Source organism: Dactylosporangium thailandense (assembly GCF_059739745.1).
Genome location: NZ_AP029195.1, coordinates 9300364 through 9319037, shown reverse-complemented (window position 1 = coordinate 9319037; position 18674 = coordinate 9300364). Strand labels below are relative to the sequence as shown.

21 protein-coding genes and 1 riboswitch are annotated in these 18674 nt (G+C 73.3%); of the genes, 15 read left to right on the top strand and 6 right to left on the bottom strand.

Features of this window, described 5'->3' with window-relative positions:
* Positions 1 to 4 precede the first annotated feature (4 nt).
* From AC6JBM_RS41490 to AC6JBM_RS41475, 4 genes are all read left to right on the top strand, one after another.
* Positions 5 to 490: a hypothetical protein gene (locus tag AC6JBM_RS41490; protein WP_497979252.1), complete on the top strand. Its 486-nt coding sequence runs from the start codon at positions 5 to 7 to the stop codon at positions 488 to 490.
* Positions 491 to 507: 17 nt separating this feature from the next.
* Positions 508 to 660, top strand: a complete 153-nt coding sequence (locus AC6JBM_RS41485; protein ID WP_497979251.1) for a hypothetical protein — start codon at positions 508 to 510, stop codon at positions 658 to 660.
* A gap of 95 nt (positions 661 to 755) precedes the next feature.
* Complete coding sequence (locus AC6JBM_RS41480; RefSeq protein ID WP_497979250.1) at positions 756 to 896, top strand: hypothetical protein; 141 nt, start codon at positions 756 to 758, stop codon at positions 894 to 896.
* On the top strand, positions 887 to 1912 hold the full coding sequence (locus AC6JBM_RS41475) for a hypothetical protein (protein ID WP_497979249.1): 1026 nt from the start codon (positions 887 to 889) through the stop codon (positions 1910 to 1912). Before AC6JBM_RS41480 ends, AC6JBM_RS41475 begins: the two co-directional genes overlap by 10 nt.
* A gap of 30 nt (positions 1913 to 1942) precedes the next feature.
* On the opposite strand, the gene AC6JBM_RS41470 is transcribed toward AC6JBM_RS41475, so the two are convergent.
* Positions 1943 to 2860, bottom strand: a complete 918-nt coding sequence (locus tag AC6JBM_RS41470; protein ID WP_497979248.1) for a glucosyl-3-phosphoglycerate synthase — start codon at positions 2858 to 2860, stop codon at positions 1943 to 1945.
* A gap of 97 nt (positions 2861 to 2957) precedes the next feature.
* Positions 2958 to 3096: riboswitch (SAM riboswitch) on the top strand.
* Between the two features lie 13 nt (positions 3097 to 3109).
* Between AC6JBM_RS41470 and thrC the strand changes: the two genes are divergently transcribed.
* The 4 genes from thrC to AC6JBM_RS41450 all read left to right on the top strand — a co-directional run bounded on the left by thrC (position 3110) and on the right by AC6JBM_RS41450 (position 7922).
* Positions 3110 to 4378, top strand: a complete 1269-nt coding sequence (thrC, locus tag AC6JBM_RS41465) for a threonine synthase (protein ID WP_497979247.1) — start codon at positions 3110 to 3112, stop codon at positions 4376 to 4378.
* Positions 4379 to 4684: 306 nt separating this feature from the next.
* Entirely contained in the window at positions 4685 to 5689 is a 1005-nt protein-coding gene (locus AC6JBM_RS41460) for a GNAT family N-acetyltransferase (protein ID WP_497979246.1), read from the top strand.
* 77 nt (positions 5690 to 5766) lie between these two features.
* Positions 5767 to 7440, top strand: coding sequence for a phenylacetic acid degradation protein PaaN (paaN, locus tag AC6JBM_RS41455; protein WP_497979245.1), 1674 nt, complete (start codon positions 5767 to 5769; stop codon positions 7438 to 7440).
* Positions 7441 to 7718: 278 nt separating this feature from the next.
* Complete coding sequence (locus AC6JBM_RS41450; RefSeq protein WP_190251253.1) at positions 7719 to 7922, top strand: cold-shock protein; 204 nt, start codon at positions 7719 to 7721, stop codon at positions 7920 to 7922.
* 122 nt (positions 7923 to 8044) lie between these two features.
* Here AC6JBM_RS41450 and AC6JBM_RS41445 read toward each other — a convergent pair whose 3' ends face one another.
* Together AC6JBM_RS41445 and AC6JBM_RS41440 are read right to left on the bottom strand one after the other, a co-directional pair.
* Positions 8045 to 8860: an AfsR/SARP family transcriptional regulator gene (locus tag AC6JBM_RS41445; protein ID WP_350609929.1), complete on the bottom strand. Its 816-nt coding sequence runs from the start codon at positions 8858 to 8860 to the stop codon at positions 8045 to 8047.
* Between the two features lie 201 nt (positions 8861 to 9061).
* Positions 9062 to 10420: a nucleotide disphospho-sugar-binding domain-containing protein gene (locus tag AC6JBM_RS41440; protein ID WP_497979244.1), complete on the bottom strand. Its 1359-nt coding sequence runs from the start codon at positions 10418 to 10420 to the stop codon at positions 9062 to 9064.
* A gap of 211 nt (positions 10421 to 10631) precedes the next feature.
* On the opposite strand from AC6JBM_RS41440, the gene AC6JBM_RS41435 reads away from it, so the two are divergent.
* From AC6JBM_RS41435 to AC6JBM_RS41415, 5 genes are read left to right on the top strand one after another with little or no spacing between them, the layout of a single operon-like run.
* Positions 10632 to 11060 carry a cupin domain-containing protein gene (locus AC6JBM_RS41435; protein ID WP_497986653.1) on the top strand — a complete coding sequence of 143 codons (429 nt, stop codon included), beginning with the start codon at positions 10632 to 10634 and terminating at the stop codon, positions 11058 to 11060.
* Positions 11057 to 12328, top strand: a complete 1272-nt coding sequence (locus AC6JBM_RS41430) for a beta-ketoacyl-[acyl-carrier-protein] synthase family protein (RefSeq protein WP_497979243.1) — start codon at positions 11057 to 11059, stop codon at positions 12326 to 12328. The genes AC6JBM_RS41435 and AC6JBM_RS41430 overlap by 4 nt, the downstream gene beginning before the upstream one ends.
* A complete protein-coding gene (locus tag AC6JBM_RS41425) occupies positions 12325 to 13572 on the top strand; it encodes a ketosynthase chain-length factor (RefSeq protein WP_497979242.1) in 1248 nt (415 codons plus the stop codon). The genes AC6JBM_RS41430 and AC6JBM_RS41425 overlap by 4 nt, the downstream gene beginning before the upstream one ends.
* Positions 13573 to 13595: 23 nt before the next feature.
* Complete coding sequence (locus AC6JBM_RS41420; protein ID WP_497979241.1) at positions 13596 to 13847, top strand: acyl carrier protein; 252 nt, start codon at positions 13596 to 13598, stop codon at positions 13845 to 13847.
* Positions 13848 to 13892: 45 nt separating this feature from the next.
* On the top strand, positions 13893 to 14297 hold the full coding sequence (locus AC6JBM_RS41415) for an SRPBCC family protein (RefSeq protein WP_497979240.1): 405 nt from the start codon (positions 13893 to 13895) through the stop codon (positions 14295 to 14297).
* Between the two features lie 44 nt (positions 14298 to 14341).
* Here AC6JBM_RS41415 and AC6JBM_RS41410 read toward each other — a convergent pair whose 3' ends face one another.
* From AC6JBM_RS41410 to AC6JBM_RS41400, 3 genes are read right to left on the bottom strand one after another with little or no spacing between them, the layout of a single operon-like run.
* Positions 14342 to 15511: a class I SAM-dependent methyltransferase gene (locus AC6JBM_RS41410; protein ID WP_497979239.1), complete on the bottom strand. Its 1170-nt coding sequence runs from the start codon at positions 15509 to 15511 to the stop codon at positions 14342 to 14344.
* A complete protein-coding gene (locus tag AC6JBM_RS41405; protein WP_497979238.1) occupies positions 15508 to 16785 on the bottom strand; it encodes an FAD-dependent oxidoreductase in 1278 nt (425 codons plus the stop codon). Before AC6JBM_RS41405 ends, AC6JBM_RS41410 begins: the two co-directional genes overlap by 4 nt.
* A complete protein-coding gene (locus AC6JBM_RS41400; RefSeq protein WP_497979237.1) occupies positions 16782 to 17198 on the bottom strand; it encodes a hypothetical protein in 417 nt (138 codons plus the stop codon). The genes AC6JBM_RS41405 and AC6JBM_RS41400 overlap by 4 nt, the downstream gene beginning before the upstream one ends.
* Positions 17199 to 17310: 112 nt before the next feature.
* Here AC6JBM_RS41400 and AC6JBM_RS41395 point away from each other — a divergent pair, with 112 nt between their 5' ends.
* The gene (locus AC6JBM_RS41395) at positions 17311 to 17640 is read left to right on the top strand and encodes a TcmI family type II polyketide cyclase (RefSeq protein ID WP_497979236.1); all 330 of its coding nucleotides are present in this window, start codon (positions 17311 to 17313) and stop codon (positions 17638 to 17640) included.
* A complete protein-coding gene (locus AC6JBM_RS41390; RefSeq protein WP_497979235.1) occupies positions 17637 to 18644 on the top strand; it encodes a class I SAM-dependent methyltransferase in 1008 nt (335 codons plus the stop codon). The genes AC6JBM_RS41395 and AC6JBM_RS41390 overlap by 4 nt, the downstream gene beginning before the upstream one ends.
* Positions 18645 to 18674 lie beyond the last annotated feature (30 nt).

Sequence of the window (18674 nt, the reverse complement as noted above, 5' to 3'; positions counted from 1 at the left end):
GTCCATGCGGATCTCCGCCTTAGCCGGCGCATGTGCCCTGGCCGTGGGGCTCGCCGCCCTCGCGGCCGGGCTGTACTACGACCAGACCCACCTCTACGAGTGGACCCACTTCGCCCAGAGCTCGAACCTGACCCGGGGCCCGGTGGAGGCGCAGACCGCGAAGATCTTCACGCTCATCGGCGCGATCGCGAGCGCGTTCGGCGCCACGGTGGCCGCGGGCAGCACGGTCATGGCCCGCCTCGGCGGCCGCACCGGCCGGTGGATGCTGCGGCTGGTCTCGGTCCTGCTGCTGGTGCTGATGCTCCTGGTCGCGGTCGTGCTGGTGGTCGCCTCGATCTCCGGCGAGCCGCCGGTCGCGATCATCGAGACGCCGTGGTGGCTGCTGACCGCCGAGTGGGCCGCCCTCGGCGTCGCCATCCTGGGCGCCGGCACCGCGACCGCCCAGCTGTGGCGCTTCGTGCCCGCGACGGACGACGCCCGGGCCGCCTGACCCTTATCGTCGTCGCCGTGAGGCTGATGCTCGCCGTCATCGCCGCCGTGAGCGCGGAGCTGATCGCCCTGGCGCTGTCCCTGCCCGGCTTCATGCGCCAGGTCTCCGCGAGCCAGGCGATCGCCGAGGCGCTCGACCCGGGCAGCTTTACGCGGGCGGCACGCTCATGATGCTGGTGCTCGGCAGGCTCCGCTGGATCGGCCTAGCAGCGCGGCCGTGGGCGGTGGCGTAGCCGGCGGCGGTGGACGGACGGCCTCGCTGCGTCGTGGTTCGAACTGGGCCGCCGCAGGAGCCGTGGCGGGAGCACTCCTGGACCCTGGTGGCCGCGCTGCTCACCGGCATCGTCGCGCTGGTCGTGCTGGGCCGCCCCCGCGAGCGGCACGGGCTGGAGGAGTCGTGGGCGTGATGCTCGCGGTCGCCGCGGCGGTGCTGGCCGAGGTGGCCGGGCTGGTCGTGGCCGCGCTCGGGTTCGCGGCCGAGCCGTGGCGCCCGGGCGGGCCGGTGCTGGGCTGGACGCTCGCGGGCCTGGCGGCGCTCACGCTCGCGGTGCTGGTGCAGTACCTCATCGGACGCCCGGCCTCCCTGCACCGCCTGCGGGCGCTGGTCGCGCTCGGGTTCGGGCTCGCCGCCGGCTACCTGACCGCCTGGGCGCCCGCCGGGCTGGTGGTCGCGGCGCTGGCCGGGGCCGCCGGGCTCGCGGTGCTGCGGCTGCCCCGCGACCGGCACGGGCTGAACGAGGAGTACCGGCCGGTGCCGCTGGGGTGGCTCCAGCCGCGCCCGGACGCGCTCGCCCGGCGGCGGGTCGGCGTCTCGGCCGGAACCGGGGCCGCGATCGCGCTGCCGGTCGCCGCGCTGCACGCGGCCGCGGGGGCGGTGCTCGGGCCGTCCGGGCTCGCCGACGGCTGGTCGATCGCGGCCCCGCTGGTGCTGTTCGGGGGCGCGCTCGCGGTGGCGGCGGCGGCGTACCTCGACGGGCCGGTGGCCGCGCGCCTCGCGGTGCGGCTGGTGGTCGCGGCCGGCGCCGGGGCCGGGCTCGCGCTCGGCGCCCTGGTCGCGGGCGGGCCGGGGCCGGCGACGGCGGGCGTCTCGGTGCTGGTCACCGCCGGGCTGGCGGCGATGCTGCTCGGCCCCGACCCGCGCCGGGCGGAAGCCGCAGCAGAAGCGGAAACCGCGGCAGAGGCGGAGGTCGCGGCGGAGGCGGAGGTCGCGGCGGAGGCGGAGGTCGCGGCGGAGGCGGAGGTCGCGGCGGAGGCGGAGGTCGCGGCGGAGGCGGAGGTCGCGGCGGAGGCGGAGGTCGCGGCGGAGGCGGAGGCCGCGGCGGAGGCGGAGGCCGCGGCAGAGGCGGAGGCCGCGGCAGAGGCGGAGGCCGCGGCAGAGGCGGAGGCCGCGGCAGAAGCGGAAGCCGCGACAGAAGCCGGGTAACGGGTAAGCAGAACGAGCGCGGGGCGAGGCTCAGGCGGTGTAGCCGGGGACGGTCACCATCGGGGGGCGGTCGGGGTGGGCGACGGCCGTCTCGTGCGGTACCACCGCCGAATCCCGCCGCTCGAACTGCGTCAACGTCGGCCAGAGGGAGCGGCCCGGCGACACGCGGGCGTTGATCGTCTGCAGGATCGTCGCCGCCATGCGGCCCAGCGCGGCCGTGTCCTGGTGGCCGTGGGTGCGCTGGCCCAGGTCGACCTGGGCCACCGCGTCGAGCCCGTGCGCGCGCCAGGCGTCGATGAGCAGGCCGGTCTCCACGCCGTAGCCGGCCGCGAACGGCAGCGACTCGAGCAGGGTGCGGCGGGCCGCGTACTCGCCGGCGAGCGGCTGCACGACTCCGGCCAGCTCCGGGAAGTGCGCGTTGAGCAGCGGGCGGGCGGCCAGCTCGGTGACCCGGCCGCCGCCGGCCGCGGAGACGTCGAGCAGAGGCCGGTCGTAGAACGCCTTCACCATCAGGGTCGCCGGGTCGGCCAGCAGCGGGCCCAGCAGCCCGGTCACGAAGTGGGGCCGGAAGTCGGTGAGGTCCGCGTCGACGTACACCAGGATGTCGCCCTTGGTGACGGCGAGCGCCTTCCACAGCACCTCGCCCTTGCCCGGCCGGGAGCCGGTCGCCGGGAGGATGTCGTCGCGGTGGTGCACGGTGGCGCCCGCGGCCGCGGCGACCTCGGCGGTGCGGTCCACCGAGCCGGAGTCGACCACGATCAGCTCGTCGACCAGGGGGCCGAGGCTGCGCACCCCGCTGACGATCTCCCCGACCGTGGGCTCCTCGTCGAGCGCGGGCAGCACCACGCTGACCCGGGTGTCACCCTTCGCCGCGAGCACCTCGTCGGCCGGCCAGTCGGGCCAGCGGGAGGTGCGCCGCGTGAACCAGTCCGCCGCCGCAGGGTGCATGCCTGAAACGCTAGCCCGGCCCAGCTCGTGAGATGACTCATACCCGGGGGCCGGTGGTGCCCCTTACACTCGGGTACAGCTGCACCCACAACTCAATACCTCATCCAGAGGGGCAGAGGGATACGGCCCGATGAAGCCCCGGCAACCCCTGCGACGCGTGCTCGAAGACGAGGCTTGTCGCGGTAGGTGCCAAATCCGTCCCGGTGCACGCCCGTGCGCTTTGGGAAAGATGAGAGGAAGGCCTCTGCCATGACCTCGACGCTCAGCGTCTTCACCGACTCGCCCGCCCGCAACCTGGTCTGCCGCGGGTGTGGGGCGACGTTCCCGCTCGCCGCGCAGCACGCGTGTTACGAGTGTTTCGGCCCGCTCGAGGTCGGCTACGACGCGGCGGCGCTGGCCAAGGTGACCCGGGCGCAGATCGAGGCGGGGCCGAAGAACATCTGGCGCTACGCGCCGCTGCTGCCCGTCGGGCTGGACCCCGAGACCCGCGTGACCCTGGACCCGGGCCTGACGCCGCTGGTGCGGGCCGACGGACTGGGCCGGGAGCTCGGGTTCACCGCGCCGCTGTACGTCAAGGACGACTCCGCCAACCCGACGCACTCGTTCAAGGACCGCGTCGTGTCCGTGGCCCTGACCGCGGCGAAGGCCCTGGGCTTCACGCGCTACTCCTGCGCCTCCACCGGCAACCTCGCCAACAGCGTCGCCGCGCACGCCGCGCGGGCCGGCGTCCCCTCGACCGTGTTCATCCCGGCCGACCTGGAGCCCGGCAAGGTCGTCATGACCGCCGTGTACGGCGGCGAGGTCGTCGCCATCGAGGGCTCCTACGACGAGGTCAACCGCCTGTGCTCGGAGCTCACCGAGACCGACGAGTTCGAGGACACCGCGTTCGTCAACGTCAACGTGCGGCCCTTCTACGCCGAGGGCTCCAAGACGCTCGGCTACGAGGTGGCCGAGCAGCTCGGCTGGCGCATCCCGGCCCAGGTGGTCATCCCGATGGCCAGCGGCGAGCTGCTCACGAAGATCGACAAGGCGTTCGCCGAGCTGGTCGAGATCGGGCTCGTCCCGCCGAGCGAGTGGAAGGTGTTCGGCGCCCAGTCGGCCGGCTGCAACCCGATCGCGAAGGCGCTGCACGACGGCACCGACGAGATCACCCCGGTGAAGCCGACCGGCATCGCCAAGTCCCTCAACATCGGCGACCCGGCCGCCGGGGTCTACGCGCTGGAGTCCGTGCGGCGCACCGGCGGATGGATGGAGTACGTCGGCGACGACGAGATCCGCGAGGGCATCCAGCTGCTCGCCCGGACCGCCGGCGTCTACGCCGAGACGGCCGGCGGGGTCACCACAGCGGTGCTCAAGAAGCTCGTCGAGTCCGGCAAGCTCGACCCGAACGCGGAGACGGTCATCTTCAACACCGGCGACGGCCTCAAGACCCTCGATGCGGTCGCCGACCGGGCCGTTCCCACGCACCGGGTCAAGCCATCGCTGAAGTCGGCCCGCGAGGCCGGTCTGCTCGGATGATTTTTTCGCTCCCGCGATCACGGTCCGTTGATCTGCGGAGAGCGCTTCCACGCTCGGACGAGGGGTACCTCGCCCGAGTGGGGGAGACGATCGATACCGAGCGTAGTCGTTGCTGCGCGGAATGTCGGATGGGTGACTTGACGCCCTAGGTCCCGGGGTTCAGGATGCTCGGTGCGGGAGGACGTGTCGCCGCGAGATCCCTGGATCCGCGACCACAGCACCGGAGGTGCTGGCGAGCGTCCTCCCGACCATTTCCGGGGATAAATGGATTGCCGGGAGCCGCCGCTCGGCGACACCCTGAGGCCCATGACCCCGCACACGCTCGAGATCGTCGAGGTGCGCGCCGATGACCCGGCGGCCGTCGACGCGGCGTTCGAGATCGTCGGTGAGTCGGTCCACGCGGACCGGCCCGATCTGCCGCCGGAATGCCGGTATCAGTACGACATGCAGTGGCGCGTCCCGCCGCCCCGAGAATTCCGCCACCGTTTCCTGGCCCGGCAGGGCGGCGAGCCGGTCGGTGCCGTCCAGCTCGACCTGCCCCGCCACGAGAACCTCGACAAGGCCCACGTCGACATCCACGTCCGCCCGGCCCACCGGCGGCGGGGCGTCGGCCGGGCCCTCTTCGCGCACGCGACCGCCGTCGCCCGCGCCGACGGCCGCACGCGGGTGCTCGGCTTCGGCCCGGCCGAACCCGCCGGGTTCGCCGAGTCGTGCGGCATGACGAACGGCCTGCTCGACGCCCGCCGCCGGCTGCTGCTCGCCGACGCCGACGAGGCCGCGCTCGACCGGCTCTACGCGGAGGGCCGGGCGAGGGCCGCCGGCTATCGCCTCGTGCACTGGGGCGACGCGCTGCCGGAGGAGCACGTCGAGGACCTCGCCGCACTGGACAGCTCGTTCGTGACCGAGACCCCGATGGGTGAGCTCGACTACGAGCCCGAGCGGGTCGACGCGGAGCGGCTGCGCGCCCAGCACGCCGCGTTTGTGGCCTGGGGCTCGCGGCGCTACGAGGCCGGGCTCGTCCACGAGGCGAGCGGCCGCCTGGTGGCCTGGACCGCGATCAGGGTCGCCCGGACCGTCGACTGGCACGCCTGGCAGCTCATCACCCTCGTGGACCCCGCGCACCGCGGCCGCCGGCTCGGCATCGTGGCCAAGGTCGCCAACCTGCGGGCGATGCGCGCGGCCGAGCCGGCGGTGACCACGATCGACACGTTCAACGCGGTCGACAACTCGTACATGATCGCGATCAACGAGGCGATGGGCTTCCGCCTCGTCGACCACTGGGCCAACTGGCAGGGGCCGATCCGGGACTGAGGTTGCCGGCCGGGGGAACCGTCGCGGGAACTCGTCAGATGGTCGGCGGGCCCGCTCCGCGGTGGCAGGATGGCGCCATGGAGAACTCACACCCCATGTTCGCCAGCCACGCCGACACGCTGGAGCGGGCGCTGACCGCGATCGCCGAGCGTGCGTACTGGTCAAACTATCCCGAGTCGCCCAGCCCGCGCATCTACGGCGAGCACGCCGCCGCCGACGGCGAGGCGGCGTACAAGGCCTACCTCGGCGCCGACTTCCCCCTCAAGGATCAGCCCGGCATCACCGACTGGGTCGCGACCGAGGCCTCGCCCTTCGGCATCGCGCTCGACGTGCGCTACCCCCACCTCGACCTCGACACCGCGTTCGCCGCGCTCGCCGAGGGCATGCCCGCCTGGCGCGCGGCCGGCCCGCAGGCCCGCACCGGCGTGTGCCTGGAGATCCTGGCGCGCCTGCACAAGGCCGCGTTCGAGCTCGCCAACGCCGTGCACGCCACCACCGGCCAGGCCTTCGTCATGGCCTTCCAGGCCGGCGCGCCGCACGCGTTCGACCGGGCCCTCGAGGCGGTCGCCTACGCCTACCGCGAGATGACGCGCACCCCGGCCACGGCCGACTGGCAGAAGCCCGCGGGCAAGGGCCAGACGCTGCACATGTCCAAGACCTTCCATGTCGTACCGCGCGGTGCCGCCCTGGTCGTCGGCTGCAACACGTTCCCGACCTGGAACTCGTACCCGGGCTTCTTCGCGTCCCTGGCCACGGGCAACCCGGTGATCGTCAAGCCGCACCCGGGGGCCGTCCTGCCGCTGGCGATCACCGTGAAGATCGCCCGCGAGACGCTCGCCGACGCCGGCTTCGACCCCAACCTCGTGCTGCTGGCCGCCGAGGCGCCCGGCGAGGGGCTCGCGAAGACCCTGGCCCTGCGGCCCGAGGTGCGCATCATCGACTTCACCGGCTCGACCGAGTTCGGCGACTGGCTGGAGGCCAACGCCCGCCAGGCCGTGGTCTACACCGAGAAGGCCGGCGTGAACACCGTCGTGGTCGACTCGACCGACGACTTCGCCGGAATGTGCCGCAACATCGGGTTCTCGTTGGTGCTGTACTCCGGGCAGATGTGCACCACTCCGCAGAACATTCTCGTGCCCGCCGCCGGCATCGCCACGAACGAGGGGCACAAGAGTCTCGACGAGGTCGCCCAGGGCATTGCCGGGGCCGTCTCGGCGCTCACCGCGGAGCCCGCGAAGGGCGTGGAACTTACCGGCGCAATCGTGAACGAGGGCGTTCTGGAAAGGCTCCAGAAAGCCGCGACGGTCGGCGACGCGGTGCTCGAATCATCAGACGTTTCACATCCGGCCTATGCGTCGGCGACGGTCCGTACACCGCTCATCCGGAAACTCGGCGCGGGCGATGCGGATACTTATGGGTCGGAGTGGTTCGGCCCCATTTCCTTCGTTGTCGCGACCGATTCCACGGCGGGCAGTTTGCGGATCTTCGCGGACACCGTCGGGAAGAAGGGCGCATTGACCGCTTCGGTGTATTCGACGTCGCCGGAGGTCCTCGACGCCGTGGAAGAGGCCGCACTACTTGCAGGTGTGCATTTGTCAGTCAACCTTACGGGCGGCGTCTTCGTGAACCAATCGGCCGCGTTTTCCGACTTCCACGCCAGCGGCGCCAATCCCGCCGCCAATGCCGCGCTCACCGACGGTGCCTACGTCGCGAGCCGCTTCCGTGTAGTTCAGTCACGCCGTCACGTGTAGCGCCGAAAGTCAGTAACACGTAGTCGCCGGGCGATGCTTGACTCTGCAAGGAAAAATTGCGAGAAGGCATGCTCGGCGACCTTTTCCGGCTGTTTGATTCGTGACCTTGCTGTCCGATTTGGGCCTGTCGGCGCCTCGGCTACTCCTGTACCGTGCGGTTCGGTCGTCGTTCCTCTCGCTGGAGCCACCCCCGGTCCCGGCGGCTGTGGTCGAAGACCGCGGCTCGGTTTCCCACAGCCGGCCGGGAGGCAGAAGGTCTGAAGTAGAGGAAGTGCACCGTGGCACAGGGCACCGTCAAGTGGTTCAACAGCGAGAAGGGCTACGGGTTCATCGCGGTCGACGGGGGGCAGGACGTCTTCGTCCACTTCTCCGCGATTCAGATGGACGGCTACAAGTCGCTGGAGGACGGACAGCGCGTCGAGTTCGAGATCGCGCAGGGTCAGAAGGGTCCGCAGGCCGAAGGGGTCCGGCTCCTCGCCTGACCCAGACTCCGAAATACCGCGCCGGGGCACCGTCCTCATTTGTGAGGAGCGGTGCCCTGCGCCCTTTCTCCGGCATGCACGTCAATGCCCGAATTTTCGCCAATCGCGCCGCTCGCGCCGTTTCACCACGACGAGGCGGCCTGGTAGGCGGGGGTCGCCACCGGGTTCAACGGCCCGGACTCGCCGGTGAGGATGGCGTGCTGCAGCCGCGTGAGCCAGTCGGCCGGCTCGAGGCCGAGTTCGCGCACCATCGAGGCGCGCAGCCGGCGGAAGAGGTCCAGCGCCTCCGCGCGCCGGCCCGCCGTGTAGAGGGCCACCATGAGCTGGCCGTGGAACCGCTCGTGGGTCGGGTGCTCGGCGGCGAGGCCGGTCAGCTCGCTGATCAGCATCGCGTGCCGCCCCAGCCGCAGGTTGGCCTCGATGCGCAGCTCGCGCACCCGCAGCACCTGCTCGGCCAGGCGGGCCACGTGCACCCTGAGCAGCGGCCCGGCCTGCACGTCGGCGAGCGCCGGTCCGCGCGAGCGCTCGAGCGCGGCGCGGAACTGCATCGCCGCGATGTGGAACTGGTTGTGCTGCATGGCCTCGACGCCGGCCTCGGAGAGCCGCTCGAAGTCGTGCAGGTCGAGCTGGCCGTGGCCGAGCCGGAACTGGTAGCCGACGGGCGCGGTGAGCAGGACGTGCTTGCCGGAGGGCCGGCCGCCCTCCGGTGCCGCGGCGTCCAGCATGCGCCGGATGCGCAGCACGTAGGTCTGCAGCGTGTTCACCGCGCTGGCCGGTGGTTCGTCGTCCCAGAGCTCGCGGATGAGCTCCGAGATCTTCACCGGGCGGTTGCCCTGCAGGAGGAGCGCCGCGAGTACCTTGCGTTGCTTCGCCGCCCGCGGTGTCAGGTCTTTCCCGTTGTGCTCGACCTCCAGAGGGCCCAGGACGCGAAAATGCACGTGTACTCCCCGTAAGTTGGTGCGCTTTCAACAACGTCAGCAAATTGACATTTCTCTATTGTAAGACGCGGGTCGCACCTCCGTGAATTTCCGGCCGTGATCGCTCGCGCCCGCGTGGTTTCGCCGCGCGCCGGGCCAGTTCAGCAGGGATTTTGTCGGTCCGGAAAGTTGCGGCGCGAACAATTGCGGCGCGTAACATTGTCATGCATGGATCTGTTGAAGGTTTGACGGAAATAGCCCGGCGATCTCGTGCGGGTCCGGCGCGGCGGCGTTCTCGGCCGCCACGGACTCGGCCGCGCGCCGGTGCGCCGGGTCGGTCAGCACCGCCTCGCACGCCTCCCGCAGCTCGGCGTCGGAGGCCTCGTGCGGCGGCAGCGACCGGGCCGCCCCGACGGCCGAGAAGCGCTCGGCGTTGCCGAACTGGTCGGCGAAGTGCGGCAGGATCACCTGCGGCACGCCCGCGGCCATCGCCGTCATCGCGGTGCCCGATCCGCCGTGGTGCACGATCATCGAGCACCCCGCGAGGGCCTGGGCCAGCGGCACCCGGCCCGCCCGCACCCCGTCCGGCAGCGGGCCGAGCGACGCGCGGTGCCGGTCGGGAACCGCGATGCACACCTGCGCGCCGAGCCCCGACAGCTGCTCGAGCAGCCGGCGCCACAGCGGCTCGGCCCGCTCGTCGCGGGGCAGGATCGTGCCCAGGGTGAGCAGCACGCGCGGGCGGGCCGGCGGCTCCAGCAGCCAGGGCTCGACGACCGCGGTGCCGTTGAACGGCACGTAGCGCATCCGCAGCCCGCCGTCCACGCCCGGGTACTGCACGCTGCCCGGGCACACGTCCAGCGTCCGCGCGGGCTCGGCCCAGTCGCCGCCCCCGGCCGCGAGCGCCTCGACCGCGTTCGCGGCCAGCTCCGGCCGCAGCGGCAGGCCCCACTGATGGCGCACCCAGGGCCGACCGGCCGCGGCCGCCGCCGACGGGCCCGCGAACTCGGCCGGCTCGGCGATGACCAGGTCCGGCCGCCACCGCTCGACCAGCGCCCGGGTGCCGGCGAGGGCCCGCACCGCGAGCTCGCCGAAGCGCCTGCCGGTGCGCGCCGCCATCTCCCCGGGCGACGGCGGCCCGGCCCGGCCGGCGCCCGGCGGTGAGCCCGGCGGCGGACCCGGCGGTGAGCCCGGCGGCGGACCCGGCGGTGAGCCCGGGGGCGGGCTCGACGGTGAGCCAGGTGGTGGGCTCGACGGTGAGTCAGGTGGTGGGCCCGGCGGCCGCAGCCACCCGACCAGGTCGACCTCGTCCGCGACGGCCGCGGCCGGCAGCCCGGTGGCGGTGACCGCGGGCACGAAGTCCGCGCTCGTCGCCATCAGCACCGAGTGCCCGGCGGCGCGAAACGCCCAGCCGAGCGGCACCAGCGGATACAGGTGCGCCTCCGCGGCGGCCAACGTGAAAAGGACCCTCATTGATGCCTCCTCGCGATGTTCACCTCTGTGAATATGCAGAACCGGACTGGAGCCGAACTGGAGCGGCTCGACCCCTTCCTGGCGATTTGCCGGATGCGTGACGAACGCCACTGCCTGCCTGGGAGTTGCCTTCGAACAGGCTGGTCGGGCGGCGGCGCCGCCGCCGGGCGCGCGGGGCGGGCCGCGGCCGTGCGGGCGGCGTTCAAGTTCGCCGCGAGGGCCGGTCCAGAAGGCGCTGGAACGATCGCTCGTGTCTGCCGGCCGGCCGTTGCGAGGTTCACCGCCGGTCGCCCGGGTGCTGAGACCCAGCAAGGGGAGATCAATCGTGAAGCACACACCACCGGCAATCCGCCTGTCCGACGCGACCCCGAACCGCCGCCGCGGCGGTGACCTGCGGGTGCTGCTCGGCCCGGCCACCGTCGGCGCCACCTCGGGCTTCATGGGCGCGCTGACGCTGCGGCCGGGTGAGTTCGTCTCGGAGCACTACCACCCGTACTCGGAGGAGTTCCTCTTCGTCGTCCGCGGCGATGTCACCGTGCGCCTGGACGGGGAGCCCGTGCCGCTCGGGCCGGACGAGTCCGTCTTCGTGGCGAAGGAGGTGCGGCACCGGGTGGAGAACCGCGGTACGACGGACGCGTTCGTGGTCTTCCACCTCGGACCGCTCGCGCCGCGCCCGGAGCTGGGCCACGTCGACACCGAGCCGCAGCCGAACCCCGGGGAGGCCCCGATGCGGCTGGCGCCGGCCGAATGAGCGGGCGCGAGGTGGTCGTCACCGGGATCGGCGTGGTCGCGCCCGGTGGCGTCGGGCGCAAGGCCTTCTGGGACCTGCTCACCGCCGGCCGCACCGCGACCCGCGCGATCTCGCTGTTCGACGCGACCGGCTTCCGCTCGCGCATCGCCGCCGAGGTCGACTTCGACCCACTCGCCCACGGGCTGAGCCCCGAGCAGGCGCGCACGCTCGACCGGGCGGCCCAGTTCGCCCTCGTCGCGGCCCGCGAGGCGCTCGGCGACAGCGGCGTGGAGTTCGGCCGGGTGCCGCCCGAGCGCGTCGGGGTGAGCCTCGGCAGCGCGGTCGGCTGCACCATCAAGCTCGAGGACCACTACGTCGAGGTCAGCGACGGCGGCAAGCACTGGCGGGTCGACCCGGCCCGCGCGGTCGCGCCGCTCTACGACTACCTGGTGCCGAGCTCCATGGCGCGCGAGGTGGCGTGGCTGGCCGGGGCCGAGGGCCCGGTCTCGCTCACCTCCACCGGGTGCACCTCCGGCCTGGACGCCGTCGGGCACGGCTTCCGGCTGGTGCAGGAGGGCACGGCCGACATCGTGCTGGCCGGCGCGACCGACGCGCCCATCTCGCCGATCACGGTCGCGTGCTTCGACGCCATCCGGGCCACCTCGCCGGACAACGCCGACCCGGAGCACGCCTCCCGGCCGTTCGACCGCACCCGCAACGGGTTCGTGCTCGGCGAGGGGGCGGCCGTGCTGGTGCTGGAGGAGGCCGGGGCGGCGCGGCGGCGGGGCGCGCACGTGTACGGCCGGATCGCGGGCTTCGCCGGCCGCAGCAACGCGTTCCACATGACCGGCCTCAAGCCCGACGGCCGCGAGATGGCCGAGGCGATCCGGCAGGCGCTCGGCGAGGCCCGCCTCGACCCCGAGGCGGTGGACTACATCAACGCCCACGGCTCCGGCACCAAGCAGAACGACCGCCACGAGACCGCGGCGTTCAAGGACAGCCTCGGCGCGCACGCCTACCGCACCCCGGTCAGCTCGATCAAGTCCATGGTCGGGCACTCCCTCGGCGCGATCGGCTCCATCGAGCTGGCCGCGTGCGCGCTGGCCATGGACCGCAACGTCGTGCCGCCGACCGCGAACCTGCACCACGCCGACCCCGAGTGCGACCTGGACTACGTGCCGCTCACCGCGCGCGAGCGGCGCGTCGACACGGTGCTCAGCGTCGGCAGCGGCTTCGGCGGCTTCCAGACCGCCGTGGTGCTCACCTCGGACCGGGCGGTGGCGGCATGAGCGCTGACGGCATGAATGCCGACGGCATGAGCGCTGACGAGGCGGTCTTCACGGGCCTCGGGATCGTGGCCCCGAACGGGATCGGCCACGAGGAGTACTGGGCGGCGACGCTGGCCGGCCGCGACGGGATCACGGCCATCACCCGCTTCGACCCGGACGGGTTCCCGGTGCGCGTCGCCGGGCAGGTCGAGGCCTTCAGCGCCGAGGAGCGGGTGCCGGGCCGGCTGGCGGTGCAGACCGACCGCTGGACGCACCTGGCCTTCGGCGGCGCCGACCTGGCCCTGCTCGACGCCGGGGCGGAGCTCGACGGCCGGCCCGAGTACGAGCTCGCCGTCATCACCGCCGGCTCGTCCGGCGGCAACGAGTTCGGCCAGCGGGAGATCCAGAAGCTGTGGGGCCAGGGGCCGCAGTTCGTCGGGGTGTACCAGTCGATCGCCTGGTTCTACGCCGCGACCACCGGCCAGCTGTCCATCCGGCACGGCCTGCGGGGCCCGTGCGGGGTGCGGGTGACCGAGCAGGCGGGCGGGCTCGACGCGATCGCCGACGCCCGCCGGGCCGTGCGCACCGGCTCCCGGCTGGTGCTCACCGGCGGCACCGAGGCGCCGCTCTCGCCGTACGCGCTGGTCTGCCAGGGCGCGAGCGGGCTGCTCAGCGGCGACGGGCACTACCGGCCCTTCGACGCGGCGGCGGCCGGATACGTGCCGGGCGAGGGCGGCGCGATCCTGGTCGTCGAGTCGGCCGCGGGCGCCGCCGAGCGCGGCGCGCGGGTCTACGGCCGGGTCGCCGGCTACGCCGCCACCTTCGACCCGCCCCCGGGCGGCGCGCCCGGACGGCCGGCCCGCCCGCCGGGGCTGCGCCGGGCGATCGAGCTGGCCCTGGCCGACGCCGGCCTCGGGCCGGGCGACATCGGCGTGGTCTTCGCCGACGGGCACGGCGCGCCCGAGCCCGACCGGCTGGAGGCCGAGGCGCTGCGGGCGGTCTTCGGCCCGGGCGGGGTGCCGGTGACGGCGCCCAAGTCCATGACCGGGCGGCTGTACGCGGGCGGCTCCGCCCTCGACACCGCGACGGCGCTGCTGGCCCTGCGGGATCAGGTGATCCCGCCGACCACCGGCACCGCCGCGCCCGCGCCGGAGTACGAGATCGACCTTGTCCTCGGCGCCCCTCGCCCGGCCCCCCTGCGCCACGCGCTCGTGCTGGCCCGCGGCTTCGGCGGGTTCAACGCGGCGCTGGTGCTGTCGCTGTAACGAACGACGAAAGGAGACGGACCATGTCCGAGTTCACTGTGGACGACCTGCGACAGGTCGTGCGGGAGGTGGCCGGCGCCGACGCGGGCGTCGACGTCGAGGGCGCCGCGCCGGGCGCCACCTACGAGGAGATCGGCCTCGACTCGCTCGCGGTGCTGGAGATCACCGCCCGGCTGGCCCAGCGCACGGGCCGGGAGATCCCCGAGGGCCTGGTGGAGAAAGAGACCACGCTGCAGGACACCGTGACCCTGCTGCGCGCCCGATCGGCGGCCTGAGCCGTGGCCGGGCACACGGAGAACGAAATCGTCATCGACGCGCCCATGGACCTCGTCTGGCGGCTGACCAACGACGTGCCGGGCTGGCCGGAGCTGTTCAGCGAGTACGCCTCGGCCGAGGTGCTGGCCCGCGAGGGCGAGACCGTCCGCTTCCGGCTCACCATGCACCCGGACGAGGAGGGCCGGGTCTGGAGCTGGGTGTCGGAGCGCACCCCGGACGCGGCGACCCGCACGGTCAGCGCGCACCGGGTGGAGACCGGGCCGTTCGAGTACATGCGGATCCACTGGGACTACACCGAGGTCCCGGGCGGGGTCCGGATGCGGTGGGTGCAGGACTTCGCGATGAAGCCCACGGCCCCCGTCGACGACGCCGGCATGACCGCGCGGATCAACCGCAACAGCGCCGTGCAGATGGGCCGGATCAAATCGCTGGTCGAAGCGGCACGCTGAACAGTGACAAAAAGGGGGCCCGCCGAGTGGCGGGCCCCCTTCGTTCATTGCGCTCGGCGGGGTGGGAGGCCGGAGCGCGGGATCCACGGCGGCAGCGAGCCCTCGGCGTTGACCGACTTCTCGATCACCGCCACGCCGCGGTAGAAGTGCACGGCGCCGATGTTGCGGTCGAAGTACCGCGCCTGCGCCGGATCGAGGCCGGGCCGGTCCTCGTAGTGCAGGCCGTCGGCGAGCGTCTTGAGGAAGCCGACCGACGTGTCCGGCGAGTTCAGGTCCGCCGGGCTGCCACCGAAGCCCTGGAAGTAGGAGAACATCAGGTCCTCCACCACGTAGTAGCCGCCCGGGCGCACGTAGGGCAGCAGCGCGCGCAGCGACACCACGACGTGCCCGGACATGTGGCTGCCGTCGTCCACGATGATGTCGAACGGGCCGTACTGCTCGGCCATCTCGCGCAGGTAGGCGGGGTCGCTCTGGTCGCCGCGCAGCGTGGTGACGCGGGGCTCGTCGTGCGCGGACTTGTCGAAGATGTCCAGCCCGTAGATGAGGCCGCGGCGGAAGTACCGCTTCCACGTGCGCAGCGAGCCGCCGCCGAGGTGCGGCTGCTCGTAGCCGCCGATGCCGATCTCGAGCAGCCGGACCGGCTCGTCGCGCAGCTCGCTGAAGTGCCGCTGGTAGTGCGGGGCGAACCAGTGCAGGCCGCCCCACTTGTCGGTGCCGTAGCGCACGGCCAGCTCGCCCAGGCTCGGCTCGCGCGGGTCGACGGCGCCGAGCAGCGCGTCGGCGGCCCGGGCGACCGGTTCGAGCTTCACGAGGTACGCCTTCGGGTTCGGCGGCCCGTCCTCGTCGCGCCCCAGGCGCAGCTCCACCCGGCGGGTGTGCCCGGCCCGGGCGCCGGCGGGGCCGTAGACCGCGTGGACGAGGTCGGCGAGCTCGTACGACATCCACATCGGCGCGTCCGGGTCCAGCCCGGCGGCGGCGGTGGCCCCCTTGCCGGACAGGGTGACGACGAACCCGAGCGTCCGCGCGCCGTGCACCAGGTCGAGCTGGATGTTCACCTCGGGCAGGTCCGCCGGCGGCGCGGCGCGGAAGCGCAGCTCCGCCACAACGGCCTCGGCGACCGGCTCGGGGCCGAGCCGGTCGACGGCGGCGCGCACGTCGTCCGGCCGGCCGCCCACGGCGAGGATCAACGCCTCCACCGTTTGCTGTTCGGTCATGCGATCTCCCTCACGGTTGTGGTGGTCCCGTCGCGCAGTGCGGGGCGCGGCGGGCGTTCGCGGAGCAGGCCGAGGCCGACCAGCCGGGCCGGCGGGCCGCCCAGCGCCGGGAACCGCTGCATCAGCCGGATCGGCGGCGCGGGCTTCGCGCCGGTGCGGCCGATGTTCGGCTCGGCGTCGGGGTCGTCGGCCGTGAACACGTCGCGCTGGATCACCCGCTGCAGCCCCTGCACGAGCACGGTCGGCCACCGGCGGCGGCGCTGCACCGCGGCCAGCTGCCGCACGGTGGGCACGCGCCCGGCCGCGAGCACGCCGCCGAGGAGCCGGGCGGTGGCGACCGCGTCCTGCACGGCCAGGTTGATGCCGACCCCGGCGATCGGGGACATGGCGTGCGCGGCGTCGCCGATGCAGAGCACGCCCGGGGCGTACCAGCGGCGCAGCCGGTCGATCCGCACGTCCAGCACGCGCACGTCGTCCCACGAGCCCAGCTCGCCGATCCGGTCGGCCAGCCACGGCAGGAGCGCCACGGCGGTGCGCCGCACCACGTCGACGTCCTGGGTCCGGAGGCGCTCGTAGGAGCCCTTCTGGATGAGGTACGCCACCTGCCAGTAGTCGCCGCGGTCGACGAGCACCATGCCGCGGCCGTTGGAGAAACGGATGACGAGACCCCCGGGATCGTCCGGGTGCCGGGGCAGCCGGAACCACAGGGTGTCCTCGGGGGCGCCGAAGTGGCGGCGGTACGGGTCCAGCCCCGCCAGCCGCCGCACGTCCGACGAGCGCCCGTCGCAGGCCACGGTCAGCGCGGCCGCGAGCCGGTGGGTCTCGCCCTGCGCGTCGGTGTACTCGACGCCGGCCACGCGCCCGTCCGACTCCCGCAGCCCGGTCACCGTCGCCCGCATGACCAGCCGGAACGTCGGCTCGGCGGCGCCCGCCTCGGCCAGCAGGTTCAGCAGGTCCCACTGCGGGGCCATGGCCAGGTACGAGTACGGCGGCGGCAGTTGCGTGAAGTCGGGCAGCACGAACGTGCCCCCGTCGAGCTGGACCCGCACCCGGTCCAGCCGCTGGTGCGGGATCTTCTGGAACCGCTCGCCCAGGCCGAGCTCGTCGAGCAGGCGCAGCGTCGAGGCGTGCACGGTGTCGCCGCGGAAGTCGCGCAGGAAGTCGCCGTGCTTCTCCAGCACCGTGACCCGCACGCCGCAGCGGGCCAGCAGCAGCCCGAGGAACAGCCCGGCCGGCCCGCCGCCGACCACGCAGCAGTCGGTCTCCTCGCTCATACCGGGTCCCGCCCGGCGGCCAGCGCGGGCGCCTGGGACAGCAGGACGACCGCCGTGCGCACCAGCTCCTCCGGCTCCAGCGCGCCCGCGCGGATGCCCCGCAGGCAGTGGATGAGCACCCCCTGCTCCAGCAGGTCGGGGGAGGCGACCAGGTGCCGCAGCGCGGCCAGCAGGTCCTCGCCGGACAGCTCGCCGCGGGCCCAGGCCAGCAGCGGCGCCCGGCGTTCGGGCGGGACACCGAGCAGGCCGGCGACGTAGTCCGCGGCCGGGTCGTCCGGGCTGTGCTGTCCGGTCGTGAGCTGTTCGGTCGTGAGCAGGAAGGCGAGCACGGCGGCCACCGGCTCCCGCGCGCGTTCGCTCAGCTCGGCGCAGCCGTCCGGGACATCGGGTCTATCGAAAGCGGTGATGGCCATGAGCGGAACGTAAAGGCCGTCGCTGGAGTGCTCCTTGAGAGCTGATGGACGCACCCGGCCCGGTCCGGCGCGAGTCCATCCCGGTTCAATCCGTCGCTGCCAAGCTGGCCGCGTGAAGCACAAGATTCTGATGATCGGCCGCCTGCCGGAGGGCAACGAGCAGCGGATCGCCGAGGTCTTCGGCGCCCACGACGGCACCGACCTGCCCCGGCAGATCGGCGCGCAACGGCGCACCCTCTACGGCTTCCGCGGCCTGTACCTGCACCTGGTCGAGGCCGACGGGGAGTTCCGGCAGCGCCTCTACGAGAACCGTGACCACCCCTTGTTCCAGGAGGTGAACCGGCAGATGTCGACACTCATCACGCCGTACGACCCGCAGTGGCCGACCATGCGCGACGCCGAGGCGAAGCCGTTCTACGAGTGGTCGGCGCAGTTGCCATGACCGTTACTCGCGCGAGCGTCAACGAGATGATGCGCGCCTACAAGAAGACGAGCCTGTTGCGTACCGCCGTCGAGCTGGGCGTGTTCGACGCCGTGCACGGCGGTGCCGGCACGGCCGCGGCGGTGGCCGAACACGCAGGGGCCGACCCGCGCGGCATGCGCATCCTGCTCGACGCCCTGGCGGCGGTCGGGCTGCTCACCGCCGACGGCGAGCGGTACGCCCTCGCCGACGGGGCGGCCGACGTGCTCGTCAGCTCCGCCCCGGGCTACCTCGGCGACATGACCCGCGTCGTGGTCAGCCGCTTCGAGTGGGACTCGCTCGGCCGCCTCGCCGACGCCGTGCGCCACGGCGGCACCGTCGAGGAGCAGAACGCCGAGACGCCGGGCTTCGCCTACTGGGAGACGTTCGCGGAGTACGCCTCCGCCGTCACCCTGCCGACCGCGAAGGTCATGGGCGACCTGCTCGAGCCGTGGGCGGCCGGCCGCGACCCGCTGTCGATCCTCGACGTCGCCTGCGGGCACGGCCTCTACGGCTTCACCCTCGCCCGCCGCTTCCCGCAGTCCCGGGTGACCGGGCTCGACTGGGACAACGTGCTGCCGATCACCGAGAAGCACGCGGTCGAGCTCGGCGTGCACGACCGGGCCGGGTTCATCGCCGGCGACATGTTCGAGGTCGGCTACGAAGGCCCGCACGACCTGGTGCTCGTCACCAACGTGCTGCACCACTTCGACGAGGAGCGGTGCACCGAGCTGCTGGCCCGGGCCGCCCGGGCGCTCAAGCCCGGCGGCCGGCTCGGCGTCGTGAGCTTCGTGCGCGACGGTGCCCCGGCCGAGGACCCGGAGCCGTACCTCTTCTCGATCCTCATGCTGTCGTGGACGGCCGCCGGCGAGGTGCACTCGCAGCAGGCCCACCACGACATGATCACGAACGCGGGCTTCACGAACATCGTCCAGCGGCAGGTGCCCGGGCTGCCGTTCCACGTGCTGGTCGCCGAGCGGGCCTGAGCCCCGCTCCAGTGCTTGCTTGGAGCCCGC